Origin of the sequence: Enterobacter sp. BNK-8 (genome assembly GCF_048685095.1) — a bacterium.
In the GTDB taxonomy this organism is placed as follows: Bacteria; Pseudomonadota; Gammaproteobacteria; order Enterobacterales; family Enterobacteriaceae; genus Enterobacter; species Enterobacter quasiroggenkampii.
This window is the reverse complement of record NZ_JBLQTN010000001.1, coordinates 4,503,058-4,527,479: the sequence shown is the minus strand read 5'-3', so window position 1 is coordinate 4,527,479 and position 24,422 is coordinate 4,503,058. Positions and strand designations below refer to the sequence as shown.

Here is a 24,422-nt window from a genome sequence, read left to right as displayed (position 1 = left end):
ATAATTAAATTTTAAACTATCCATTCTTAAAGCATATAATATTTCTATAACTATCACTCGGGAAGTGTTATATGAACATATTATTTGGCATGGAATCAAAAGATATAATTATGACAGCAGCAGTTATAATAGGTCCTATTCTTGCTGTTCAAATACAAAAAACATTAGAGCAATTTAGAGAAAGAAAACAAAGCCGCTTATCTATTTTTAGAACGCTAATGTCCACCAGAGCTCAAAGATTGCATAGAGAACATGTACAAGCATTGAATATGATCGATATAGAATTTTATGGAAGAAAAATCCCAATAATAAAAATAAGATATCAAACCAAGGAAAGAACAAACTGTTACTCACGCCTGGAAAAGTTATAACAGCCATCTAAATAAAATACAAGACTACCCTGATATTAACATTTGGATATCTAAATCCGATGATCTCTTTACTGACTTACTCTACGCTCTTTCTCAAGCAATGAATTATGATTTTGATAAAGTACAATTACAAAGAGACTGTTATAGGCCAATTGCTCATGGCGATTTAGAAACAACACAAGCAAATATCTTAAAGGGTTTAGAAAAAGTTTTCTCTGGCGATACGGCCTTACCGATGTTTATTACTAATGCCCCCCTGAATAAGGCCAATCCGGATGATGAGGTCGTTTCTAAAAATACAAATGATTTCAATAAAGAATCACACTGATATGTTCATGCTTTTGGTGAAATACGTTTAGCTCGTAACGCCTCCCTCGCCAGTTCTTTCAACCAACTGGCGAGCCCCCCCTTCCTCAGCCGCCACAGCATCCAACTGCTCCTTCAATGCCGGATCAATGCGCATCTTAAACTGCGGAGACTGCCCGTCGCCTTTTGTTTTTTTCGCGCGATATAATTGACATAAGGTCACCTAAACCTCCTGTATTAGCAACGCCCCAATGTGCGGGAACACAACCGGAGCGTCAAACCTCAGCAACTATCAAGAAGTTGATTATGGCTGATTCACATTCTACCCCAGACACCGACCAATCCGGAACCGAGCGTTCGTTAATTGTGGGATACCGCCCGAATGTTTTCGACAAATCCACGCCGAAAATCATCCTGTGCGGCAAGTGGCTACGCGCTGCAGGTTTTGATACCGGACAGCAGGTCACGGTAAAGGTCATGAAAGGATGCATCGTTCTGGTGGCGTATAACGAGCAAGAGCAGCGGTTGCAGGACGATTATAAACGGACGAAGGCAAAGCTCATTGAGATAGAGGACGCGCTTGCGGCGATTCAAACTCCGCGTCCTGGAAAGCGGCTCGCAAACGTGAGTACAAACCACCGAGCTTAACGTTGAGAATATGGAGGCGGCATTACTGATAATGATGTCATCCATTATCCGGCAGGAGAAAATGATTAATATTCTACTATCCGGAAATCCCGGATAGTTCGCCTGAAGGGAAACATCAGGTTTCCAGAAAGATAGTTAACCATAACGGGTACCGCTCTCCTGAGGCGCCCAGTTCCACCAGGAACCCTCAAACGCCCCAGTAATACCAGATCAAAAAATTCGTCACGAACGAACGCCAGCCTCACTCTCCAGCATGAATGTAAAAACGCTGGAAAGCGCCTCGCAATTTCTTAATTGCACGATCCGTTTGAAATCCCCTCTTTGTCATACTCCTGCCACTAACAGCCTGGCTGTCGATGACTGCCATTGCATTTATTAACTACAGCTTATATTCTTTTTATAAGCTACAGCTTATCATGGACGAAAGCATGTGGACGGTTCGGTTCGGAAAGGTATTCGAGCAGTGGTTGTTTGAACAAGAAGAAGGATTACAGGATAAGGTACTGGCAGACCTGCTAAATCTGCAACACTATGGGCCACGTCTTCCTCGTCCCTATGCAGATACGGTTAAAGGCTCACGGTATAAGCATATGAAAGAATTACGTATTCAATATGCTGGTCGTCCTGTTCGTGCTTTCTTCGCATTTGATCCTGTACGTCAGGCCATTGTGCTTTGCGCGGGCGATAAGAGTAACGACAAAACCTTTTATGAAAAAATGATTCGCATCGCAGATGCCGAATTTTCCCTTCATCTGACAAGCCAAGAGGCAGCCAAGTGAAAACCTTAAATGAAGTGATTGCGTCACGTTCATCGGAAAGCCAACAACGTATTAAAGAGATGGCAGAGGAAATGATCCTCGAAACGGGTCTGCAACTTTTGCGCGAAGAGCTCAGGCTTTCGCAAAAAAAAGTTGCTGACCTGATGGGGGTTAGCCAGCCCGCAGTAACTCAGATAGAGCAACGTGGAAATGAACTAAAAATTGCCACGCTTAAGCGTTACATCGAGGCAATGGGTGGGAAACTTTGTATCGACGTTGAACTTCCCACAGGAAAACGCGTTGCATTTCATATCTAACAAGTGTGATTCCTGCGTTAAGTGAATATTCACTTAGCCAACCGCATATGCAGCAACGGAAACGGATTCCCCTGCCCGTCCTGTTCCGAGCGCCCGACCTGCTCAAACCCCATATGGCGATAAAATTCAACGCCCTGCGGGTTCTGCTCATTCACGTCCACTTCGTTCGCGCCGAACGCTGCGATGGCGTGTTGCAGCAGCAATTTCCCGACGCCCTTCCCCCGGCTCGCATCATCAACAAACAGCATTTCAATGCGGTTTTCATCCACGCCTAAAAAGCCGTGAATAACGCCTGCGTCATCCTGGGCCATCACGACGGTGAGGTTAGGCAAATACGCGTTAAGCAATAACGGGCGCAGCGCCGCGATATCGCTTTCCTGTAAAAAGTGGTGGGTGGCTCGGACGGAGGATTCCCAGATCGCGACCAGACGTTCGAAGTGTGTGGGGAGTGCGGTTTCAATTTTCATGGGGGGATCATGTGCGGTTTAGGACGTTAATTCAAGTCACTCCTTGCGCTCTGTTCCCCCTCACCCTAGCCCTCTCCCTCAGGGAGAGGGAACTGACCGTGCGGTTTTTCATCCCCTACCCTAATCTCCATCACCGCATACACCCCGTCCTTCGGCACCACCACGGTGACGTTTTCCACCGGCACGCCCGCCGCGAGGTGGATGTCCTGCAGCTGCTGCAGCGTCCTTGGGTGAATATCCTCCCAACCGATACCGCGCAGCACAAAGTCAATGTGTGGGCTGCTGGTCAGCATGTTCGACACAATCACCGCCCCGCCGGGCTTGACCAGCCGCAGCGCGCGCTGGAGGAAAATCACCGCATCGGTATCGCTGAAGTATTCGAAAATCCCCAGCGCGTCGACCAGTTCGGCCTGATGCTCGCCCAGCTCCAGCAGCAGGTCCTCGTTACGCACCAGCGTATGGAGCAGGTTGCGCCTGAGCAGCGTCAGCTGTTCGCCCACCACAATGCCTTCCTGCGCCGCCATGGTTTCCGCCCAGCTCAGCGCTACGGGGTCTTTGTCCACCAGCGTGAGATAGACCTGCTGGCCATCAAGCTTTGCTTCACGCAGCGCCTCCAGCACCGGGATGGCGGCGCCGCTCGCCAGGCTGACCCAGTTGTTCTCGCTCTCATTGTGAATGTACTTATCCACCAGCGCGGCCAGCACCCGGGCGCGGGAACGCACGCCGATGGCATCATTTGCGTGGATAAACCACTGGCGGCTGTCGCTGTCCATTTTTGTTCCGTCGGGCAGGCGGTCTTCCAGCGGGTTTTGCACCACAAACAGCGCCAGCGCGGAGGGGACCAGCCGGGTGCGCCACGCGGTGAGGGCCGGGCGGTTACGGAAGGCCTGTTCGGAATAGCGGTTCTGGGGGACAAGCACGGCCTGCCCGCCCTCGTCGTATTCCACCCGCGGCGGACGGAGCGCTGGCTCGGCTTTCAGGGCGCGGTCAAGGGAGGCGATCTCCCGGGCAGCATCGTCTTTCATCGGCCACTGGTCGCTGACGTCGGGAAATGACGCGCTGAAAATCGTCATATTTTCCGGCGCATCGCCGCGAAAAGGCTGCCAGTTCATGTCGTCTTCTCCCCGTTAGGCTTTTAACGGAAGTCTATCCAGGCGAGCCAGTAATGCCCCAGGAAGAAAGCACGATTTTTATTGCTTCACCCACACCAGCTGATCAACCCGGAAGCCCAGGCTGCGCGCAGTATTCAGGTAGTCCTGCTTCACCGCATCCGGGATGGTCGGCGTGCGCGACAGGATCCACAGGTAATCGCGGTTCGGGCCGCTGACCAGCGCATACTGGTACTTATCGTCCAGTCTGATCACGTTATAGCCGCCGTAGAACGGGCCGAAGAAGGAGACCTTCAGCGCGGCCGTGGTCGGTTCGCCGGTAAAGTACGCTTTCCCCTCGCTCTCGTTCCACTTATTCTTCACCGGATCGTAGCCCCGGTTAAGCACGCTGATACCGCCGTCGCTGCGCTTGCCGTAGGTCGCCGTCACCTGCTCCAGCCCGCGTTCGAAGCGGTTTTCCAGACGGGCGACTTCGTACCATTTGCCGAGATAGCGGCTGGCGTCAAAGTGGGTAATAGGCTGCACGCCTTTCGGCGGCGTGGGGGATTTACAGGCGACCAGCGTCAAAGCAATCGCAACACCGGTCACAACAGGCCATAGCTTCATGAGAATTCCTTTCATTTGCACGGTTGGATGTTAAGTGTAGTGCACCGTTTCGGCGCTTCATCCCGTTCGGGAAAATTCGTAGTATATTGAGAGTATTCCTCCACTCTGGACACGGACATGGCTTACTCCATCGGCGAATTCGCCAGACTCAGCGGCATCACCGCCACCACCCTGCGGGCGTGGCAGCGTCGCTATGGTTTACTCAAGCCACAGCGCACGGAAGGCGGCCATCGCCAGTACAGCGATGAGGACGTCCAGCAGGCGCTCAAAATCCTCGACTGGGTAAAAAAAGGCGTCCCGATCGGCCAGGTCAAACCGCTGCTGGAACGCCCGATGCCGGGCCGGACCAACAACTGGCAAACCCTGCAGCAGAACATGCTGCAACGCCTGCAGGACGGCAAAGTCGAGTCCCTGCGCCAGATGATTTACGACGCAGGACGCGAGTACCCAAGACCCGAGCTGGTCGCGAACGTGCTGCGCCCGCTGCGCAGTCAGGTTTCGGCCAACGTGGCCGCCGCTATGACCCTGCGCGCAATCCTCGACGGCATCATCATCGCCTACACCTCGTTTTGTCTCGAGGGTGATAAAAAAGCGCCGGGCGATAATATTCTGCTCAGCGGCTGGCACCTGAACGACGCCTGCGAGATCTGGCTCGAAGCCTTAACGCGCACAGGACAGGGACACCGAATCGACATTCTGCCCTCGCCTCCGGCCGCGCTGGCCCCGGAAATTTTCCCGGAGCGCAAATGGCTTCTGGTCACCAGCGGCAAGCTCACCGCGGCGCGGAAAAAGCAGGTGGAGCAGTGGCAGCAGCAGGTATCGCTTGAAGTGATTATCCTCTGATCATTTTCTCCTGCGGGAATCTTCACGAAAAGTTGAATATTTTCCCGCGCCGCAGATGCTAACGTTTTCCTGTGACGAATAACTCCACAGGAAAACACCATGAAGAAAACTACCCCTCTGCTGATGCTGGCCGCTATGGCCTTTACCCCTGCCGCCTTTAGCGCCGCTCCTGCTGGCACCCTGAGCGTACACATCCTCGACCAGCAAACCGGCACGCCTCCACCGGGCGTCACCGTCACGCTGGAAAAGCAGCAGCAGGACAAATGGACCCCGATCGCCAGCGGTAAAACTGACCAGGATGGACGCATCAAATCGCTCTATCCGCAGGACCAGGACATGCAGCCTGGCGTGTATAAAGTGACCTTCAAAACCGCAGAGTACTTCCACGGTAAAAAGCTCGACTCCTTCTTCCCGGAGATTCCGGTGCTGTTTACCGTGACCCGCACCAACGAGAAGCTGCACATCCCGCTTCTGCTGAGCCAGTACGGTTACTCGACCTATAAGGGCAGCTAAGACACATTGATTCTAAAGGAATAAAAAAATAGTTCCGCTAATACTTGGACAAATTAGTCATGTTGTGTAAGTTTTAATTATATGAACGGGAGGACGACACCATGACGACAAAACCAGTGCTGGGTATCAGCGGATGTTTGACCGGATCCGCCGTTCGCTTTGACGGCGGACACAAGCGTATGGGCTTCGTCATGGATGAGCTGGCCCAGTGGGTGAATTTCAGGCCCGTCTGTCCGGAAATGGCCATCGGCCTGCCGACCCCTCGCCCGGCGCTGCGTCTGATCGTGACGGAACACGGTGAAACGCAGATGCGTTTTAGCCATGCGCCTCACGAAGACGTTACGCAGAAAATGGCGGACTTTACGGCAGATTTTTTGCCGAAAATCGGCGATCTCGCTGGTTTTATCGTCTGCGCTAAATCCCCAAGCTGCGGCATGGAACGCGTGCGTCTGTATGATGAAAACGGCAACCGGGGCCGCAAGGAGGGGGTCGGGCTGTTCACCGCCGCCCTCCTTGAAACCTGGCCGTGGCTGCCCGTGGAAGAGGATGGACGTCTGCACGACCCGGTGCTGCGGGAAAACTTTGTCGAACGTGTTTTTGCCCTGCACGAACTGAACACGCTGCGTAAAAATGGCCTCACGCGCCGCGCGCTGCTGGACTTCCACAGCCGTTACAAACTCCAGCTGCTGGCGCACCATCAGGCGGGTTACCGTGAAATCGGCCCGTTCGTTGCCTCGCTGCACGAGTGGGAAGACCTGGACGCTTTCTTCGTGGCATACCGGGAAAAGCTGATGACCATCCTGAAAAAACCCGCTTCGCGTAAGAATCACACCAACGTGCTGATGCATATTCAGGGCTATTTTCGTAACCAGCTGAACACCCGCCAGCGCGGCGAGCTGCGCGACGTGATCCTGCATTATCGCAACGGACAGTTGCCTATCCTCGCCCCGATCACGCTGCTGAAGCACTACCTGGCCGAATACCCCGACCGGTATCTGATGACGCAAAACTACTTTGATCCCTATCCTGATGATTTGGGTCTGCGTCTGGCAGTCAAGTGATCATAAAAATGCGAAGGCCCCATTGACCCGTAGAGGCCCAAAGCAGTACCCCGTTTAGACGACATCCTCACTGTCGTCTCTTTTTTGCATTTCATCTCAAAGACTGTGATTATATACAGGCTTATTCTGCGAAAGGGGCCTGCCTGTGATCCACACCCTGCACATTCAAAACTATCGATCCATCCGCGAGATGTCGCTGGAGCTGGAGCAACTCAATATCGTCTTCGGGCCGAACGGGACCGGAAAATCGAATATCTACAAGGCGATACACCTGATGCACAGCGCCGCGCAGGGGCAGTTTTCCCAGGCGCTGGCGAACGAGGGCGGCATTCTGAAGGTGTTCTGGGCAGGTAAAACCCGTAGCGACCAGCTGCGGCGGATGAACCTCGCGGTAGAAACAGAGGCCTACGAATACGAGCTGCAGGTCGGGTTTGTGGAGAAGCTGCCCTACCCCTCGCAGTTTCAGCTCGACCCGGTGATCAAAGAAGAGTCCATCTGGCTGAGCGGCCAGCACCGTCGACCTTCGTCACAGCTGATGAAGCGTAAGAACCAGGCGGTGTTTCTGAACAACGTGCATCACGAGAAGGTAACCCACAGCGGCACGCTGTACGAGAACGAATCGGTATTCGGACAGCTCGGCGAACCACACCTTTACCCGGAAGTGTCGCAGATGCGCGAGTCCCTGCGTAACTGGCGCTTTTATCATGAGTTTTCTGTATCAATCGGCTCGGCGATGCGCGCCCCGCAGGTCGGTTTCCGCTCCCCGGTGCTGGCCAGCGACGGCGCTAATCTGGCGGCCGCGTTTCAGACCATTGTCGAGATTGGCGACGAGCTGCTGCTGATGCGCATCCTTGACCAGGCCTTCCCCGGCTGCGTGTTTTACAGCGACAACACCGGTGGACGTTTCCGGATGATGATGCAGCGCGAGGGGCTGAGCAGACCGCTGGAACCAGCAGAGTTCTCCGACGGTACCTTGCGCTTCCTGTGCCTGGCGGTAGCGCTGTTAAGCCCCCGCCCACCGGCGTTTATCGCGTTGAACGAACCGGAAAACAGCCTGCACCCGCAGATGCTGCCTGCCCTGGCGAGCTTAATCGCCGAGGCCAGCCGCTACTCGCAGATCTGGCTCACCAGCCACTCGCCGGAGCTGGCAAAGTTGATTGAGAAGCAGCGATCGTTTTCGCTGTATCAGCTGTCGATGGCGGAGGGGGAGACGCGGGTGGAGAGGCTGGGGTAGTCTCAATGGGTACGGAGGCTGTTTTTTCGCATCTCACTTCAGTGAAGCATGCCAATAAAGAACCCCAGATACCCGGCCCTGCTTAACCATATAAAGGGGCTGGTAAGGCCGGATCGCCGGATATTAATCAACTCTCTCATGGGGGCCAGGCCATCATTTTTGATAACGACATTTTTTGCACAATAGCGGCAATGCATAATCAGAAATAAAATTCCGGCGATCGCAAAACCAAAATAACTTTCGCGACTTCCCCAAAAATGAGTGCTTAACTTTAAATAAGTTAATCCCCAGATACTGACTAAGAAGACGATAAATGAAGATGCTGCAATGTTCATGTCTCGCTTACTACCCAGACCAAAAAAGAGCGCATCAAAGAAAAACATTGTGGTAAGAGGTGACTGAACGCTTCTTCCCGTCACTTTACTAAAACGGACAAACACGACAGTTCCGATGAAAAATGCGAACAGCGCAATTCCTAACAGCAGATAAATCATTTGATTAGTCCTTCATTGCTTTCTGACATGCAGCCCCACTCGGATTGTCGGAAAAAGACGCCATATCAACACCATGCTGGCGTATCCTCGCGGCCTGAACATCTTCGCTACCGCCGAGTAAATCATCATCAGCAATAATAAATTTTTTAAAAGAAAGATACAAACAACCTATACCAACAATAAGTCCACCAAATGAAGCACCCTTAATAATCCTCACTAACTCAAAAAATATTTATCTCAAAAGGAATATTACGAATGAAATAGAGACGGATTTTGAAAAAATAAGCAAACAAAGCAATAATTTCCATTGTTAAAATCAGCGCCAGCAAAATAAAAGATATTAACCACCTTTTTTGTTCATTTTACCGCTCAATTCTTGTTGTTAGCAGCGGCAATTTGCCGAGGCCCACGGGCTGTTTTTCGCATCTCGCTCATGCTATCTATCCTCGGCGACTCTTTTTCCAGCGATACTCATGCACTTTGTTTTTTAACCACACCCCTACACCTAATATTAATCCTGTAACACCCCCTTTTATTAATGAGATATGTAATGCCTTTTTCCATGAAAAAAAGAATTCACCATCGTTAAAATAGAAAATTATTGACACTCCGAACTGGCATGCAAAAAGAACAATAGCGACTAAAACAGTACAGTACATAACCAAGAAAAGAAGCCAAAAGATACCAACCTTACTGAAGATGCTCATTACTTCTTCTCCCGTTTGTCTCACTCATCTTTTACCACTTTTCCTGGAAATTCAAAAGCAGTAGAACCTGTTACTACACCAATAACATTCTTTGTCACTTGATCAGCTACTGGAGACAATGAACCAAAAACTTTTCCTCCTAAACTACCAGCCGCACTTCCAAATCCACGACTTATCAGAGTGTTATTCGGGTCTTTCCTTTTAATCGCACTGCCAAGCGCAGCCCCAATATTGATTGCCGCTGATACTTTCCAGCCTTTCCCCGTAGTTGCGGCAGATGCCACTCCCAGCATAATGGCATCAACGGGGAGCAGGTCAGTGAGAAGCAGGCTATCGTAAAATAGCCTGCCGGGATGAGTTCAGATATTTCCAAACAGTATTGCGTAACAAAAAAACGCCGCAGGAGCTGGGATCTTCTCAAGCCATCATATTGGCTAAAATTTGGCCTATATCATTAAGTAAGGCACAGACATCTTCTTTAGAAGCCCCAATCCTGGTTTCAAATTCAGGAACAGAGATACCATTACAGATTTCATTTAAAGCTGAATTCAGGATCAATAACTCATTTTCATCAATGGTTAATTGAGCTTGTTTCCCAGCAAGAGATATTACATTCATTCATGACCTCAAATTATCGAAGTACGCCCTACCGTTTACAGGCCTAAAAACGGTTCCACCATCTGATGTTTAGGATTGCGTAACCTGGTCGTTTTGGAGTACCGTCGCGGACGGCGGTACTCCAAAAACACATCTTGTCTGGAAGTGAAAAAGGTAGAGCAAAAAAATCCCGCGGACAGTTGGCTGGATTTGTACTCACACAGGTAGCCGAGCAAGTAAGCTATTTACCTTTTCCGTATCTTCCGGGTGAAGCAGCAAATACTTTTCACTTGCAAGTCGTACGTAGTGATAGCAGATTTCTTCACTAACGATAGTAGTATCTGCTTCAGAGGGAGGATAACCAACAGCAAATTCAACACCTTCAAAATGTTCACTTTCGTCATAACTTTCCATATCAGGAAAGAAGCAGTAAACCCCATCTCTTATAAATGAATGCTTTTTAATAATACTTTCAATAGACATCAAGAAAACACCATCATTATACATGAGGTCAAAGTAAGTTTTTATAACCACGTAAGGATCTGATTTTATATAAGGTAAATCAAATAAAAATTTCATTCATTTAATCCTATTTGGGATGAAAGTTTGTGACTCGACCTGTATTTTTTTCGAGATAAACTCTAAAATTCAACCCGCCAGCTGTAGCATCATATGCTGACTGACCATTGCGCATTGCATCTCTTTACCCTTTCATTGCAGCCTCTTGCCCAAGATCTAACATTACTTTGCCAGTATATATTTTCGGATCATAGATAGTTTTCTTTACTGGACTTGGTTTATATTCTCCAGTTAAATTCCCCGCGCGATCTTTGGTAGGAGCTAAGTATTCAACTTCAGAAATACCTTTAACATTTGTAGGTTTCTCACTTACGATTTTTACGCCATATTTTTTAACGGTATCATAAAACGCATCAGCATTATGCCCACCTGAGATCCCACTCTTTTGCGTAAACCCATCAACCGTTGCCAGATGTTTTGGTTGATCAATTCTGATACTCATCCCATCAGGATAAGTGATTGTCGTCATGCCCTTCTCTGTACTGGTTTTATATGGCAGCGAATTTCCGCCATACTGACCGCCAGGATACTCTACATCTTTAATATCCTTACCCGGTTTTACTGAATACTCGCCATCGCCTGCAGTCCATCTGATCGACGGATTTTCAGGAATAACTTTGTCTACTTTGGAAGTGACTTTTGCAACAATCTTCTCTGTCAGAGCCGTACCTGTTTTTGCAACACCAACACCACCGGCGACAGCAGTAATGAGATCGGACATGAGTTTACACGCCTCAAGACCTGCATTGTACGCACCTCCCGCACCTGCCCTCTGATACTCTGATTCCATCAGATTGATACGATCAATATAACTTTGTTTAACGGCATCCGACATCGTACTGGACATGTCGTCGCTCGTGATTAATTGCTTAATCGCATCATAAGTGGCGGCAGGATTTGTGACGGCTTTCGATAAACTCTCGACGGAATCACTAATCCCCTGAGGAACACCAACCAGCATACCAGCCCCGTAGGCGGCCTCAAAGGTTGGGTTCTTTTACTTAATCAGTAGACTTGATAATCTATCCTTATTAATTTCATCTGTAGTCACTAAGACAGCCTGAATACTTGAGTCAAGATTATCTTCATCTAGCCATGAAGCGTCTTTTCTTTTTAAATGGAATTTTATTGTTGGCAGTAATGTTTCATCATCCAACGATATAATAACATTTAGAACCCCAGAATGGCTTTCATTCCATTCCTTAATCATTGAATTACAAAAGACAATAGAATGTTGAAGGTAATTTTCACTTACGTAATCTTCTATATGGATAGAATTTACAAAACACTCCAAGGCTATTTCATCTTCAAAAGAATCAGGTTTAACCCCCCCACAATAACCGAAGAGTTTTTTTGATAAAAAACAACTAAATAACTCCACAAAACCCTGCTCAACAACTTCGTTTAGCTCGTAAGGAAGAGTAATTTTCCTCATATCCTCCCAACATATGGATTCTAGTTGAGGGAGCATTAAATAGTTAGCCAGCATATCATTTTTCCCCCAGATATTTAGTCATACCTTTATCTATAGCATTTTTGAAAGCCGAGTCTTTCAACTTATCATTCACACTTTTAGGTGCATCAGGGAAAGTTTGTGTGACAGGATCATAATAGTACTTGTTGTTACTATTATCTTGATAATGTATTTGACCCGCTCTCTTTCCTGGTGCTGGGTTCTCAACATCAATTCTCTCTTTGCCTTTTCCCATCCACAATGTCTTGCTTGGAACTGTTGGGCCATTTATACCAAGCATTACACCTTCTTTATTTAAGGTGTAATTAGGCTTGGTGACCTTACTAATTCCCCCAAACGCCGCTGCCGCCGCACCAGCTACAATATCAGCCTGAATCGCATCCAGACCATAATCTTTCTGAAGGGCTTCCGAGACTTTGTTGGTTGAAATAACTCCATCGGCCTGGATCTGATGCATCCATGTTGCAGTAAGATCATAAGCCATCTTTGCCGGAATGTCCTGACCCAGTGCTTTATCCAGCGCATGCTTCACCGCCATGCTATCAGCCAGCACATCACCATATTTCTGCTGACAGGTCGCCGGATTGGCCGCACAGTAACTGATAAGCTGCTGTTGCTGGGAGGTACTTAATTCCTCATACTTTCTGATAATGCCATCACAGTCACCGCCGCTGGCCTGACAGGACTTCATTTCAGCAGACCAGGCATCTATCTGTTTGCTGCTAAGATAATTATTCTCAACCGTCGTTTTGCCCGCCTGAGCCGCCGCTACCGCATTCGCGCTGCTGTCTCCGACAAGCCCGCCAGCCAGACCAGAAGCCAGTGTCGCCAGCGCAGATACCGCCTGTTTTTCTTCCTCGCTCAGTTCGCTGACCTGTTTGCCAAAACCGTCAACTGCAATCTTACCAGCCAGCTCACCCACCGCTGCACCGGCTGCGGCCGACGCCGCATCTCTGCCGGAAGCGGTTGCAAGTGCGGCGTTGACAACCGCATGGGCCAGCACGCGTCCCTTAAGATCCTTCTCCGGGATGGCATTCGCGATGGCATTGGCGATATACGGCGCGGCACCGCCCGCAATCGCAGCTTTAATATCGCCACCTGCCAGCGCCTGAATGGCCGCCGTTGCTGCCGTGATGGCGCGCTGGGTGCTCTGCCCCGTTCCCATGCCAGACTGGTTAAACGCTTCGTTATAGAAGGTCTGGTACATCTGGTCATGAATCGCCTGATCGGTAACCTCTTTACCGTCTTTTTTCAGCTGGCTAATGGCGGCGTTACGCGCATCGCTGCCCGCGGTTTTCATCTTCTCGTTGGCCGCTTCCGTGGCCGCAATCTTGCCGTTGGTGCGCGCAATATCCGCAACCTGATTGCCGATCTCGCCAATCATCTGCGCGGTTTGCAGGCGTTTCTGCTCTTTCTCTTTGTTAAAGATCGGGTCGATGCTGCCGTTGGCATGGTCTGTGTCACGGCTGAGCGTGCTGACGTCCTGCTTCTGGTTAGCCTGGTCGCGAACAATGATAGCACCGTCAGCTACCGCTGATTGCGTGGTCCCTTCAGCATGGCCGCTGCCGCCCATTCCTGCCAGCATTGTGCTGGCCATGTTGCTAACCAGATTACCCGCAACCCCGGCGCCGCTGCTGAAGCCGACACCCTGATGTTCAACCTTATACTCCGCCTTATTGTTGATGTCCGTAAAGCCCAGCGTACCGGTCTCAAGGCGGTTTTTGTCTGCATCAGCACGGCTGGCAATCACCGCACCGTCCAGCTGCGTATGGTTGCCAACGTTAATATCAAAGCCGCCTTTGCCAGCGAAGATCCCGGTCTGCTCCTGGACCGAGTCGTAGTTGCTCTTCATCTTGTCGCGGCTGATGCTAAAGCTGCCGCTACCGCTGCCCGCTCCCCAGGTGTAGCTTGCACCCGCATTCATACTCTGCTGTTTGCTGTTGTATTTGTCGCTATCCTGCAGGCTGCTGAGGGTCAGGTCGCGCCCGACATCCACCGTGACCTTATCGCCGTTGACCTGCGCGCCTTTAAGTACCGTATCGCGGCCGCTGGTCAGGTTGACGTTCTGTCCGGCATCCAGCGTCGTTTCGTTCCAGGAGGTTCCATTGCCTTTTTCGCTGCCTCTGGCGGCGTTTACGCTGGCAGAGACGGTGATGCCCGCACCATTCGGACCGGCGGTAATACCGATCCCGATTGAGCCACCCTTGCTGGAGTTACTGCCCGTCAGTTTGTTGGTGTCGGCTGCACTCGTCAGGTTGATATCCTGAGCCGCATTGAGCGTCAGATCCTTGCCAGCCTTCAGCTGGCTGCCCGCCACGGTAATATCACCACTGTTGGCAGCGTTGCCCTGACCTGTCGCCGTGATGGCGAGGTTACCCCCGGCATTCAGCGTGCTGCCGGTCGTTTTGTCCTGCTCCGAGTGTGAGGTGGATTTAGAGGACTGTCCGCCAATGGAGGCCATCACGCCGAACGCGCCATTGTTGGTGGGATCGCTGCCGTTAGCCGCTTCAGCGAGACGGTTGGCCTGCACGGCCTGAACACCCGACAATGCCGCTTTGGTCGCCTGCAGTGCGGCGAGACGGCCATCGCTCTGGTCTTTCACCGCCATTGCCGTGCTGGCCGCAGTGTTCACCGCGTCACCCACTGCGCCGGAGAGGGCAATCGTCAGGCCACTGCTTTTCTGCTTGAAGGTTTGATCGCTGGTGAGCCTGTCGTGGCCCGGCTCGATCGTCACGCTGTCTCCGGTGAGCGCCATATTTTTGCCAGCCACCAGATCCGCGCCGCCGACATGCAGTTGATTACCGGCGGCAATATCAACGCTCCCCCCGTCGAGCCCACCGTACTGAAACTCTGGCTCTGGGTGGTGCCCTTCTCACGGAGATCCTGGGTACTTTTGCTGCTGCCGATGGTGAAACCAATCCCGCCCGAGCCCATCAGGCCGGATTTTTTCTCTTCCTTAAAGCGCCAGGAGGTATCGCTGTTCGTCGCTGCCACGATATCGACGTTGTTGCCCGCCTTAAGCTTCACATCGCCATCGCCCGCCACGGCGGAGCCGTTCACCAGCAGGTTATTGCCCGCAACGACCTGCACGTTATCACCGCTCAGCAATGAGCCGGATTCACGCGTCGCGCTGTTCTCCTCGATGGTATGGGTGGTTTTCTTGCTCAGGAACCCTTTTTTGGTTTTGGTCTGCTCTTTGTAGTGATAATCGCTTTCGGTTGCGGTAGTGAGATTGACGTCGCGGCCCGCCGCCACGCCGATATCGCCCTTCGCCGTTACCTGCGCGGCTTCGGTGGTGACATCGCGCCCGGCGAGGATCTGGGTATTCGCCCCGCTGGCGATCTCGGTTCCCTGCTGGCGTACCGATTCGTTGATGACGGTTTTCTTGCCTGACTTATAGCTATCGCCCTGCGTGGTCTCTTCCGCCGCCAGATTCACGTCGCGACCCGCCTGCAGCCCGACGCTTTTCTCCGCTGCCAGCGCGGCGGCCTGAGCGTTGATATCCTGCCCGGCCTTCAGCACCAGGTTATCGCCTGCGGAAATCGTGGTGCGGTCGAGCCCGGTGCTGTGGGACTCGCTTTTCCCTTTACGGCTGCTTTCGCTGGTCTGTGCCGCGTTCAGATTGAGATCGTTGCCCGCGCTCAGCCCCGCGCTGCCGCCCGCCTTCAGGTCGCTGGCGGTCACGTCAAGGTTGTGCCCGGCGTTCACCAGCAGGTTGCCGCCCGCGGTGACGTTACTGCCCTGATACGTGACGGACGAACGGCTGGTTTTCGCCCGGCTGGAGCTGAATGCGTCGTTGATCTGATTCGCGTTGACGGCAATATCGCCCCACGCGTTCAGCAGCATATCGCCGCCGGAGGCCAGGTTCGCCCCGGTAACGGTGATGTTTTTCCCCGCCTCAAGCGACAGGCCATCCTGCGCGGTAATAGACGCCGTGTTGCCCAGCAGGGTATCTTTCAGGCCGATCTTGCCGTACTTCCCTCCGGCGTTGATATCAATCTGCTCAACCTGGGTCAGGTTGTTGATGCTGCCGTCCAGGCTCTCCAGCGCGACCGTTTTGCCGCTGATGGTGGAGCTGATGTTATTGATATCGCCGATGGCGCTCAGGTTCAGGTCGCCGCCCGCTTTCATCAGGCCGTTGTTGAGGTTGCTGATGCTGTTCTGGCTGTCGAGCGTCAGGCTGTTTTTCGCCAGCAGCGAGCTGCCGCTGTTGGTGATGTCGCCGCCCTTTAGGGTAACGTTGTTACCCGCGATTACGCTGCCGTTATTGACGGTGACGTCCTTCGGCGACAGGTAGAGTTTCGGTACCATCACGGTTTCGCCGTTGACGGTGGCTTTCTCCCACCACAGCAGGCTGTGGTCGAGTGCGGCAATCTGATCGGCGGTCAGCGAAACGCCAAACTGCAGGCCCAGCGACTGCTGCGCCGCCGCGGCGTTGTCCATCAGATAGCGCATTTGATCCAGATCGGAACCGATGCCGTTCAGGTAGCGGTTACCGGTCTGGTTGAGCACCACGTTGGAGACATAGCGGGTATCGAACGCCGCATCACCGAGGAAGCGGTAATCGTAATCCGGGTTCAGGTTGAGTCGGCCGAGCATGTAAGACGAGCCGAGGAACTGCTTCTCGTCGGTAAACGCCAGCCGCGTCTCCTGCGGCGCCGTGGACGACGGTTTGACCCCGAGCATCGCGTTCAGATCGGCAAACAGGGCGGGATCAAGCTGTCCGAGACCGTTCAGTTTCGGGTTGATGCTGATCAGGTACGGGCTTTTCGGGTTATCGGAGAAGACGAAATAGCCGTTGTTGCCCGACGGCAGCGGGTAAGCGCTGGTATCGACGCGCTGGCCCTGATAATGCCCGACGGCTCCGCCCTGAGCGGTTCTGAGATCGGCGGTGGTGACCCCGGCGTTCGCCAGTGCGCCCAGTTGTCCGAGGTTCGCGTTGCCTTTCTGCCTGGTGCCAATGTCGCTGAGAGGCGTGCCGGACGCGCCGCCGTTTTCCAGCGCGCCGCCGCCGTTAAGCTGCTGCAGCGCACCCTGGAGCTGATCGTTCCACTGCGGCGAGTTCACCGCCACGGTGCCAGTCGTGTTCAGCCCCTGTTTTTGTACGCCGCTGCCGACGCTCTGGTTGCTGAGGGTGTTCAGCGACGGCGTGGAGATAACGTTGCTAACGCCGCCCGCGTTCGCAGTGGTATTGGTGTTGCTGATGTTACTGGTGAAGTTTGCGGTGACGTTACCGCCCGCCTGGATGACGGCGCGGTATAACGAACCTGCTTCAAAAGAGGAATCATGTCCAGTTAGTGCAAAGGTTACCGAATCATTATTGAAGGTAATATTTTTTGCTGAAGACATCTCATTTGTGGCGTACTTAGGCTTAACATTTTTGTATTTAGAAGCATATTCATAAACCAGATACTCATTCTGAATACCTTCTTGCCAACTTTGGTTATTAAGCGTCCCGCCTGCAAGAACGATGTTTCCTTCTGCAAGGATGTTACTAGCCTGGTTATCCAGAGACGTTGCGTACAGATCTAAGTTTTTTCCTGAATTGATACGACCAGCAGGATTATTGCCTCCGATAACCGATGTTACAGTACTTGAAGTTACAAATTTTTGCGTCGAAGTGTTCTTAAAAGGTGCATAGTAATAAGCCATCGCCTTATGGTAATTACACCCACCATTTTGCCCGCCTGCACAAGTACCTGTTTGCCATCTTTCTAACTGGGAGTAATAACCATAACTTCCTTCTGCTAAGGCTGTGACAGGAACATTTATAATCGATTCACCCGTCATCCAGCTTTCTGTTGGTACTGCGTTACGCACAGTTGTTGCTTGCAGACCATCCCTTTGGTTCAGCAAATGCCCCGTCCTGATCGCAATATCCCCGCGCTGCGTCTCAATATTCCCCGACGTGTTCACCACCTGGCTGTTCGCATTCCCTGCCGCATCCCGCTGCATCCACAGGTTGTTTCCCGCCATGATGTCGCCGCGCTGGTTGGTGATGCTGTCGGCAAACAGCGCCAGGTTATTCGCCGCGTACAGCAGCGCGGTGTTGACGATGGCGCCCGGCGCGCTCAGGGTCAGCGAGCCGCGCGTGCCGGTGAAGCCGTCCACGGTAATATTGCTCCGGCTGGCCACGGTGATGTCACCTCCGCCCTGCACCGAGCCCGCGCCGTTCAGCGCCACGCTGCTGCCGGAGAGCGTGCTCGAGCCGCCGCCAGTGGTGATTTGTCCGTTGTTGCTGAGCTGCCCGCCCGCATTCAGGTTGACCGCCTGCCCCTGCAGCACGCTGCGGTTATCGATGTCGCCGCCGCTGTTGATGGTGAGGGTTCTGCCTGCCGCCACAGCGGTTCTGCTGGTAAACGCGTTCGTCAGCTGCAGCGTTAAGTCCCCCAGGGACACCAGCTGGCCGGTAAGGTCCAGCCCACGGCTTTGCAGCCACAGGTTGCCGCCGCTCAGCAGCTTGCCGCCCGCGCTCTGGGTTACCTGGTCCGCGCCAATATTCAGCTGCGTGTTGCCGAGCAGCGTGCCGCTGTTGTTCAGCTGGCTGTAGTTAACCGTCAGCTGTCCCGCCTGGGTGGTGCCCTGGCTGGAGAAATTGGTGCCGGTCAGGGTGGCGCGATCGGCCACCCACGTGCCGCCGTTGGTGGCGTTTGCCGCATTCAGGATCAGGTCGGTGGCCTGCAGCCAGCCGGTGCCGGTGAACTGCGGCGTGCCGAGCGTCAGGCGCGCGCCGGAGAGGAGTTTGCCGTCGTTACGCGCCTGCGAGGAGGCGGTCACGCGCGTCTCGCCGCCGCCCTGGATCAGGCCGTAGTTAAACAGCGCGGGCGTGGTCAGCGTCAGCGCATCGCGGCTGACGATTTCGCCTCCGCTGTTGTTGGTCAGCGTCCCGCTGAGGGCCAGCGTCGCGCCGTTATCGCCCTGCAGACGTCCGTTGTTGGTGAGCGCCCCGGTGGTGATGCCGAGCGTGCCCCCCTGCATTTTGCCGTCGCTGGTGACGGAGGCCGCCGTGATGTTCAGCGCCCCGCCGGACAGCAGGGTGCCGCCAGACTGCTGGCTGACCGCGCCGGTCTGGCTGAGTGTCAGGCCATTCACGCCGCTGATGGCGCCGCTGTTGCTGAGCGTGCCGCCTGTCAGCGTCAGGTTTTTCGCCGCCCACTGGCCCTGGTTCGCCAGCGTCGCGGCCTGCAGCGTCGCCGCACCCAGCGCGGTGATCCTGCTGCCTGCGGTTCCGGTGAGCGTATCGGCCAGCGTCATCTGCAGCGCGTCGGCGCTCTGCACCGCGCCGCTGTTATTGAGCGACCGGGCGTTAAGCAGAATATTCTGTGCCTGCCAGCTGCCGGCGTTGGTCACCGCGCCGGACGCAATCGTCAGAGTACCCTGGGTGAGAAGCTTACCGCCTGCGCCGTTGATCAGCTCCTGCTGAGGCGCGGCCATCGCCATGCGCGCCATCAGCCGCTGCTGTCCCTGAACGGTCAGGCTCTGCAGACCGGTTAAGGTGCCCTGGTTGTTAATGCTGTTCTGATGCAGCGCGAGGGTGTTCCCCTGCACGGTGCCGCTGTTTTTAAGCGTGCTGCCGCCGAGCGTCACATCGCCCTCGCTGAGGAGCTGCCCGCGGTTATCCAGCGTCTGTGCGGTGATATCCGTCCTACCCTGGCTCATCAGCGAGCCGGTTGAGGTCAGCGTGCCGCCGGTCGTGGCCGTCAGCGTTCCCTGGCTGAGCAGAGACCCGCCGTGCGCCCAGTCGCTGGCGCGGATGTCCGCGCCGTTCCCCTGCAGCGTGCCCTGCGTGGTCAGCTGGCCTGCATCCAGCGTCAACATGCCGCCGGAGAGGGTGCGCGAGGTCGCGCCCGTGGTCAACGTGGTCCCGGTGAGCGCCAGGCCATTCGTTCCCTGCATCAGCCCGCCGTTGTTCATATCGCGGGCAGTGAGGGACAGCGTACCGCCGGTGATGCGCCCCGGGTTCGCCAGGGTATCCGCGGTGAAGGCGGTCGTGCCGCCACTCTGCAGCAGCCCGGTATTCGTTAACGCCCCGCTGAGCGTGCCGCTGAGTCCCGTCTGCCCGTTCACCGTGCCGCTGTTGGTGAGGGTGGTGCCGGTCATGCCCAGTGTGGCGCCCTGCAGCGAACCGGCGTTGGTCAGCTGTCCGCCCGTCAGCGTGAAGCCGCCGCCGGAGAGCCATTTACCGTTCAGCTCGTTGATAAAGCGGTCGGCGGTGGCGTTAACCGCGTTGCTGCCCTGCATCAGGCCGCTGTTGCGCAGCTCAGTACCGCCTGCTGTCAGCGTTTTGCCCGCCACCGTGCCGCTGCTGGTCAGCGTCGTCGCGTTAAGCACGGCATCGTCGGTGGCAACGATGTTCCCCGTGTTGGTCAGGGCATTGCTCAGGCCCAAATCCAGGCTCTGCGCCTGAATATCGCCCCGGTTCGTCAGGTCGCTGCCCCGCAGGGTGAACCCGCCCTTCACCAGCAACAGGCCAGCGTTATCGAGCGTGTCGAGGGATAAGTTCAGAGGACTGCCGCTCACCAGCTGCCCGGTGGCGCCGTTGCTCAGCGCGCGGGTGGTCAGCGTCAGCGTGTCGTTGCCCTGAAGAATCCCGGTGTTGTTCAGCTGCGCAGCCTTCACCGCGAGGGCTTTCCCGGCCAGCTGGCCGTCGTTGAACAGCTGCGCCGCCGTCAGCGTGAACAGATTCTGGCTGAGCAGGGCACCCGTGTTATCCAGCCTGCCGGTTGCGGAAAGCGTCAGGGCGTCCAGCGTCTGAACGCTGCCCTGGTTATTCAGGCTCCCGGCGTCAAGCGTCGCACTGCGCCCCTGAAGGCTGCCCGCGTTGCTGAGGGTTTGTCCGCTCAGCGTCAGGGTCTCGCCGCCCGTCACCTGGCCCTGAGGCTGGTTCGTGAAGGTGTTCCCGGACCAGGCCAGCGTGCTGCTGCCCTGAAGCAGACCGCTGTTCTGCAGGTCGCCCTGCAGGGTCAGCACTTTCGCCAGCAGCTGGCCACGGTTATCGGTCCTGTCGGCCTGGACGTCCAGCGCCTGCTGGCTGAGCACCTTACCGCTGTTGGTCAGCGTGCCGGTTACCGCCGCCGTCACGCCCGCTTCCCCCAGCGCGTTACCGGTGTTCATCCACTCACCGGTGGCGAGGTTCAGGGTGTTACCCTGCAGCAGCCCGGCGTTGTTCAGGGTGGTGTGGTGCAGGGCGAGCGCGCCACCGGAGAGCAGCATGCCCGCCTGCTGGTTGCTGAGCTGTGCCCCGGTCGCCGTCAGGGAGTGTGTCCCCTGCAGCGTGCCGCCGTTGGTCACCGACGCGCTGTTAAACTGCGCGTCGGTACCGGCCATCAGCCCGCTGTTCGTCAGGCTGGCGGTAGTCAGCGTCAGGCCGTTCCGGGCAATCACCCGCCCGTCGGCATCGTTGCTGGCTTGTCGGGTCAGGTTCAGCAGCAGCGCGGTGGCGCTGAGCTCACCGCTGTTGACCAGCGTCTCACCGCCGAGCGTCAGCGTTCCGCTGCTGCGCAGCGCGCCACGGTTAGTGAGGTCTGCCACGCCGAGCGTCAGCGCCGAGTCCCCCTCGACGGTGCCCTGGTTTTGCAGGCTGTTCGCCGTGATGTGCAGGTCGCTGGCCGCAATATTGCCCGCGTTCGCAAACGCAGTGCCGTTCAGGGTGAGCCGGTCGTCCGCCAGCAGGCGTCCGGTATCGGTGTTGGTCAGGCTGAGGTAGTCGCTGCTCAGGCTGACGCCGTTGATTTCACCCTGGTTTGTCAGCGTGTCGCCCCGGAGGCGCAGCGTGCCGTCGGTAGTGATAAGCCCGCGGTTAGACAGCACCGGAACGTTCAGCGTTAAATCCTGCGTGCTGTAGACCGATCCGCCCGCGAGGTTTGTGAGTGACCCGGTCTTCAGGCCGAGCAGGGTGGTCCCCTGCAGCAGTCCGCTGTTCTCCACCGAGGCAGCGTCCAGCGCCAGCGTACCGGCAACCAGCGTACCACTGTTGGTGATGCGTTCAGGAGCCGTCAGGGTCATGCGTTCCGCTTTTGCGACGCCGGACTGGAGGATGTTCTGTCCGCTGAGCGCGATGGCGCTGGCGGTAAGCTCTCCGCCGCTGGTCAGGTCGCCGGTCGCGTTAAAACTCAGCGCGTTACCGGTGGATTTCCCGGCGTGCGTAATTGTGCCCGCCGTCACCGACAGCGCACCCTTCGCCGCCTGCGTGCCGTTCAGCGCGGCATTCTGCGCCTGCAGGGTAAGCCCCTGCCCGCTCTGCAGATGCGCATCCTGGCCGGTGGTCAGGTCGCCGGTACTGACGGTTAATGCCCCCGCCGCGTCCGTCTGCCCGTTCAGGCTGGCGCTGTGGGTCGCGGTAATCTGTACATTGCCCTGACTGGTGGTACGGGACGCCTGACCGCTGGTCAGGGTGCCGGTCTGCACCGTCAGCGCCGTCGCGCCGGACAGGGTGCCATTCTGTTCAAGCGTGTCTGCCGTCACGCTCATCGCCCCGTCAGCCAGCAGGCTGCCGCTGTTACGCAGGGTCTGCTGCGCCGTGACGTTTGCATTGCCTTTCGCGCTCAGCGTGCCCCGCTGCTCCAGGGTACCGGCGCTTAGCGCCAGGTTGCCGGCGCTCTGCAGGGTACCGCTGTTAGTGATCGTCTGCCCCTTCAGGGTGACGTCGTTACCCTGCACCGTGCCGCCGTTTGTCAGCTCACTTGCGTTCACGTCAAGGTGGCCTTTCGCCGCCAGCTGGCCGCTGTTGGACACCCTGTTACCGGAAAGGACAATGTCGCGCCCCGCATTCACCTGCCCCTGATTACTGACGGCGCTGCCCGTCAGGCGGACATCGCCCGTGGCATCGGCCCGGCTCTGGCCGTCCATCACCAGCTGTCCGCCGCTCAGGGCCAGATTCTCTCCTGCCGAGACCGCACTGGCCGTGGATGACAGCGTGCCGCCGCTGCTGAGGGTCGCGCGGGTATCGCTACCGCTGCGGGTATTCGTCAGCGTGATATCTTTCCCGGCCGCCACGCTGAGCGCGCCTTTGCTGGTGACGCTGCCGCCGCGCTGCGTCAGGCTGCCGTCGGTGGACAGCGTGGTGTCGGCCTGGCCTGTCAGCGTCGCATCCGCAAGCGCTGTACCCTGTTTGCTCGTGACGGTTAGCGCCCCGCCCTGTGCCGACACGCCGCCGCCGTTTACGGTCAGGGTATATTTACTGTCCAGCGTCGCCGCGCCGCGGGAGACCAGGGAGGTATTGCTGAGCGTCATCCCCTGCCCGCTGCTCACCGACAGCGCGCCCGCGCTGTTTGTCCCGCCGCCCATCGTCTGCACTTTCCCCGCAGCGGAAAGGCGCATATCGCCCTGGCTGGCGAGCGTGCTGTTATTGAGTTCCACATCCTGCGAGCTGGTCACATTCAGCGCGCCCCCGGCCTGATGGCTGCCGTTGAGGACCACTCCCGCGCCATTCGCGGTAATCGAGCCGCTGGCCAGGCTGTTCGTGACCGTCAGTTTCCCGCCCGCATCCAGCTGAATATCGCCCTGGCGCGCGGTGAGGTTGCCGAGGTTCACCCCCACGCCCGTCTCGCTGGAGACCAGGCGGATACGGTTGGCATACATCCCGCCGAGCGCGCCGGTATCCACGGCCACCACGGGCGCGGCGCCCTCACCGGCAATCGGTTTGACGCTGCCGTCTGCGCCCACGCGGTTCGCCCCTGCCGTTACCGTCAGGTCGTTCGCATGTATCGCGGCGTTCACTTCCGTCGCGCGCGCAATGATCGACAGCGCGTCGCTCTTGCTGGCATCCAGCCCCTGGCCTTCAACCGTGATGGCGCCTTTCGTCACCTCCAGCGCCTGCAGGTTACCGCTGGCGTCGAACTGCGGTTTCCCCGTGGTCAGGGTGACGTTCGGGGTGTTGATAAATCCGCACCCGTTACAGGTGATGCCGTACGGGTTGGCCACCATAACGTTTGCTGCTTTACCGGCGACTTCCGTGTAGCCCTGCAGCTGCGAGCGGCTGGCGCCCGTGACTTCGTTGATAATGCCTTTCGCTTCCCGCCCGGCCTGCAGGTTGGGGTTGTTCTGGATAAGCCCGCCCAGTTGGGTCTGGGTTAAACGGTCCGTGCCGTTATTGAGGATAAGCCCCTCTTTGCCGACGTTATACTCACCGAACTGGTTATGCGAGATACCCGCCCCGTTGGGCGTGGCGATGTTGACGACCGGCACCCCGTTCCCCGCCCGATCGACCGTGGTCTGCCCGGTCGGCGTCAGCGCCGCCGCGACGGCAGGTGCCATCGGCTGCCAGACCATTAAGCCGCAGACAATCCAGCTGATCAGACGCTGCGAGAAACGAACGGGTGGGTGACGGGTATCCATAG

20 protein-coding genes and 2 pseudogenes are annotated in these 24,422 nt (G+C 55.6%); 9 read left to right on the top strand and 13 right to left on the bottom strand.

From position 1 onward, the window contains the following. Window positions 1-71 precede the first annotated feature (71 nt). Entirely contained in the window at window positions 72-371 is a 300-nt protein-coding gene (locus ACMGGU_RS21890; protein ID WP_420300915.1) for a DUF6680 family protein, read from the top strand. Further along, entirely contained in the window at window positions 322-699 is a 378-nt protein-coding gene (locus tag ACMGGU_RS21885; RefSeq protein WP_420300988.1) for a DUF6680 family protein, read from the top strand. Before ACMGGU_RS21890 ends, ACMGGU_RS21885 begins: the two co-directional genes overlap by 50 nt. 5 nt (window positions 700-704) lie before the next feature. Here ACMGGU_RS21885 and ACMGGU_RS21880 read toward each other — a convergent pair. Then, window positions 705-900, bottom strand: a pseudogene (locus tag ACMGGU_RS21880) (hypothetical protein). Window positions 901-983: 83 nt separating this feature from the next. Between ACMGGU_RS21880 and ACMGGU_RS21875 the strand changes: the two are divergent. From ACMGGU_RS21875 to ACMGGU_RS21865, 3 genes are all read left to right on the top strand, one after another. Then, on the top strand, window positions 984-1,325 hold the full coding sequence (locus ACMGGU_RS21875) for a SymE family type I addiction module toxin (RefSeq protein ID WP_252077895.1): 342 nt from the start codon (window positions 984-986) through the stop codon (window positions 1,323-1,325). Between the two features lie 428 nt (window positions 1,326-1,753). Then, entirely contained in the window at window positions 1,754-2,104 is a 351-nt protein-coding gene (locus ACMGGU_RS21870; RefSeq protein ID WP_045907956.1) for a type II toxin-antitoxin system RelE/ParE family toxin, read from the top strand. Beyond that, window positions 2,101-2,400: a helix-turn-helix domain-containing protein gene (locus ACMGGU_RS21865; protein WP_252077896.1), complete on the top strand. Its 300-nt coding sequence runs from the start codon at window positions 2,101-2,103 to the stop codon at window positions 2,398-2,400. Before ACMGGU_RS21870 ends, ACMGGU_RS21865 begins: the two co-directional genes overlap by 4 nt. Window positions 2,401-2,429: 29 nt before the next feature. On the opposite strand, the gene ACMGGU_RS21860 is transcribed toward ACMGGU_RS21865, so the two are convergent. The 3 genes from ACMGGU_RS21860 to ACMGGU_RS21850 all read right to left on the bottom strand — a co-directional run bounded on the left by ACMGGU_RS21860 (window position 2,430) and on the right by ACMGGU_RS21850 (window position 4,582). Next, window positions 2,430-2,867, bottom strand: coding sequence for an acetyltransferase (locus ACMGGU_RS21860; protein WP_252077897.1), 438 nt, complete (start codon window positions 2,865-2,867; stop codon window positions 2,430-2,432). Window positions 2,868-2,932: 65 nt separating this feature from the next. Beyond that, window positions 2,933-3,979: a class I SAM-dependent methyltransferase gene (locus ACMGGU_RS21855; RefSeq protein ID WP_196365573.1), complete on the bottom strand. Its 1,047-nt coding sequence runs from the start codon at window positions 3,977-3,979 to the stop codon at window positions 2,933-2,935. A gap of 78 nt (window positions 3,980-4,057) precedes the next feature. Then, window positions 4,058-4,582 carry a lipocalin family protein gene (locus ACMGGU_RS21850; RefSeq protein WP_063622787.1) on the bottom strand — a complete coding sequence of 175 codons (525 nt, stop codon included), beginning with the start codon at window positions 4,580-4,582 and terminating at the stop codon, window positions 4,058-4,060. 117 nt (window positions 4,583-4,699) lie between these two features. Between ACMGGU_RS21850 and ACMGGU_RS21845 the strand changes: the two genes are divergently transcribed. The 4 genes from ACMGGU_RS21845 to ACMGGU_RS21830 all read left to right on the top strand — a co-directional run bounded on the left by ACMGGU_RS21845 (window position 4,700) and on the right by ACMGGU_RS21830 (window position 8,233). Next, window positions 4,700-5,425, top strand: a complete 726-nt coding sequence (locus ACMGGU_RS21845) for a MerR family transcriptional regulator (protein WP_248222742.1) — start codon at window positions 4,700-4,702, stop codon at window positions 5,423-5,425. A gap of 99 nt (window positions 5,426-5,524) precedes the next feature. Next, window positions 5,525-5,938, top strand: coding sequence for a hydroxyisourate hydrolase (gene uraH / locus ACMGGU_RS21840; protein WP_048226512.1), 414 nt, complete (start codon window positions 5,525-5,527; stop codon window positions 5,936-5,938). 101 nt (window positions 5,939-6,039) lie between these two features. Next, window positions 6,040-6,999, top strand: coding sequence for a YbgA family protein (locus tag ACMGGU_RS21835; protein ID WP_048030819.1), 960 nt, complete (start codon window positions 6,040-6,042; stop codon window positions 6,997-6,999). Window positions 7,000-7,144: 145 nt separating this feature from the next. Beyond that, a complete protein-coding gene (locus ACMGGU_RS21830; RefSeq protein ID WP_420300914.1) occupies window positions 7,145-8,233 on the top strand; it encodes an AAA family ATPase in 1,089 nt (362 codons plus the stop codon). A 38-nt stretch (window positions 8,234-8,271) separates the two neighbouring features. Here ACMGGU_RS21830 and ACMGGU_RS21825 read toward each other — a convergent pair whose 3' ends face one another. The 9 genes and pseudogenes from ACMGGU_RS21825 to ACMGGU_RS21785 all read right to left on the bottom strand — a co-directional run bounded on the left by ACMGGU_RS21825 (window position 8,272) and on the right by ACMGGU_RS21785 (window position 24,420). Further along, window positions 8,272-8,727 (bottom strand): hypothetical protein, encoded by a 456-nt coding sequence (locus ACMGGU_RS21825; RefSeq protein ID WP_008500120.1) that lies wholly within the window; start codon window positions 8,725-8,727, stop codon window positions 8,272-8,274. A gap of 440 nt (window positions 8,728-9,167) precedes the next feature. Then, the gene (locus tag ACMGGU_RS21820; protein WP_196352869.1) at window positions 9,168-9,434 is read right to left on the bottom strand and encodes a hypothetical protein; all 267 of its coding nucleotides are present in this window, start codon (window positions 9,432-9,434) and stop codon (window positions 9,168-9,170) included. A gap of 20 nt (window positions 9,435-9,454) precedes the next feature. Beyond that, a complete protein-coding gene (locus tag ACMGGU_RS21815) occupies window positions 9,455-9,727 on the bottom strand; it encodes a hypothetical protein (protein ID WP_196352870.1) in 273 nt (90 codons plus the stop codon). Window positions 9,728-9,851: 124 nt separating this feature from the next. After that, window positions 9,852-10,052: a hypothetical protein gene (locus ACMGGU_RS21810; protein ID WP_071530939.1), complete on the bottom strand. Its 201-nt coding sequence runs from the start codon at window positions 10,050-10,052 to the stop codon at window positions 9,852-9,854. A 195-nt stretch (window positions 10,053-10,247) separates the two neighbouring features. After that, window positions 10,248-10,610 carry a ribonuclease toxin immunity protein CdiI gene (cdiI, locus tag ACMGGU_RS21805; protein WP_196352871.1) on the bottom strand — a complete coding sequence of 121 codons (363 nt, stop codon included), beginning with the start codon at window positions 10,608-10,610 and terminating at the stop codon, window positions 10,248-10,250. Between the two features lie 10 nt (window positions 10,611-10,620). Then, window positions 10,621-11,592 (bottom strand): annotated as a pseudogene (locus tag ACMGGU_RS21800) (CdiA family toxin C-terminal domain-containing protein); the annotation flags it as partial. A gap of 15 nt (window positions 11,593-11,607) precedes the next feature. Then, window positions 11,608-12,099 (bottom strand): hypothetical protein, encoded by a 492-nt coding sequence (locus ACMGGU_RS21795; protein WP_229226556.1) that lies wholly within the window; start codon window positions 12,097-12,099, stop codon window positions 11,608-11,610. Between the two features lies 1 nt (window position 12,100). Beyond that, window positions 12,101-14,854 carry a hemagglutinin repeat-containing protein gene (locus tag ACMGGU_RS21790; protein ID WP_420300913.1) on the bottom strand — a complete coding sequence of 918 codons (2,754 nt, stop codon included), beginning with the start codon at window positions 14,852-14,854 and terminating at the stop codon, window positions 12,101-12,103. Then, entirely contained in the window at window positions 14,815-24,420 is a 9,606-nt protein-coding gene (locus tag ACMGGU_RS21785) for a hemagglutinin repeat-containing protein (RefSeq protein WP_420300912.1), read from the bottom strand. Before ACMGGU_RS21785 ends, ACMGGU_RS21790 begins: the two co-directional genes overlap by 40 nt. Between the last annotated feature and the right edge of the window lie 2 nt (window positions 24,421-24,422).

Excerpts from the sequence above, each read along its gene's own strand:
- ACMGGU_RS21890 (WP_420300915.1), top strand. The coding sequence starts at position 72 with ATGAACATATTATTTGGCATGGAATCAAAAGATATAATTATGACAGCA.
- ACMGGU_RS21875 (WP_252077895.1), top strand. The coding sequence starts at position 984 with ATGGCTGATTCACATTCTACCCCAGACACCGACCAATCCGGAACCGAG.
- ACMGGU_RS21870 (WP_045907956.1), top strand. The coding sequence starts at position 1,754 with ATGTGGACGGTTCGGTTCGGAAAGGTATTCGAGCAGTGGTTGTTTGAA.
- ACMGGU_RS21860 (WP_252077897.1), bottom strand. The coding sequence starts at position 2,867 with ATGAAAATTGAAACCGCACTCCCCACACACTTCGAACGTCTGGTCGCG.
- ACMGGU_RS21855 (WP_196365573.1), bottom strand. The coding sequence starts at position 3,979 with ATGAACTGGCAGCCTTTTCGCGGCGATGCGCCGGAAAATATGACGATT.
- ACMGGU_RS21850 (WP_063622787.1), bottom strand. The coding sequence starts at position 4,582 with ATGAAGCTATGGCCTGTTGTGACCGGTGTTGCGATTGCTTTGACGCTG.
- ACMGGU_RS21845 (WP_248222742.1), top strand. The coding sequence starts at position 4,700 with ATGGCTTACTCCATCGGCGAATTCGCCAGACTCAGCGGCATCACCGCC.
- uraH (WP_048226512.1), top strand. The coding sequence starts at position 5,525 with ATGAAGAAAACTACCCCTCTGCTGATGCTGGCCGCTATGGCCTTTACC.
- ACMGGU_RS21835 (WP_048030819.1), top strand. The coding sequence starts at position 6,040 with ATGACGACAAAACCAGTGCTGGGTATCAGCGGATGTTTGACCGGATCC.
- ACMGGU_RS21825 (WP_008500120.1), bottom strand. The coding sequence starts at position 8,727 with ATGATTTATCTGCTGTTAGGAATTGCGCTGTTCGCATTTTTCATCGGA.
- ACMGGU_RS21820 (WP_196352869.1), bottom strand. The coding sequence starts at position 9,434 with ATGAGCATCTTCAGTAAGGTTGGTATCTTTTGGCTTCTTTTCTTGGTT.
- ACMGGU_RS21815 (WP_196352870.1), bottom strand. The coding sequence starts at position 9,727 with ATGCTGGGAGTGGCATCTGCCGCAACTACGGGGAAAGGCTGGAAAGTA.
- ACMGGU_RS21810 (WP_071530939.1), bottom strand. The coding sequence starts at position 10,052 with ATGAATGTAATATCTCTTGCTGGGAAACAAGCTCAATTAACCATTGAT.
- cdiI (WP_196352871.1), bottom strand. The coding sequence starts at position 10,610 with ATGAAATTTTTATTTGATTTACCTTATATAAAATCAGATCCTTACGTG.
- ACMGGU_RS21795 (WP_229226556.1), bottom strand. The coding sequence starts at position 12,099 with ATGCTGGCTAACTATTTAATGCTCCCTCAACTAGAATCCATATGTTGG.
- ACMGGU_RS21785 (WP_420300912.1), bottom strand. The coding sequence starts at position 24,420 with ATGGATACCCGTCACCCACCCGTTCGTTTCTCGCAGCGTCTGATCAGC.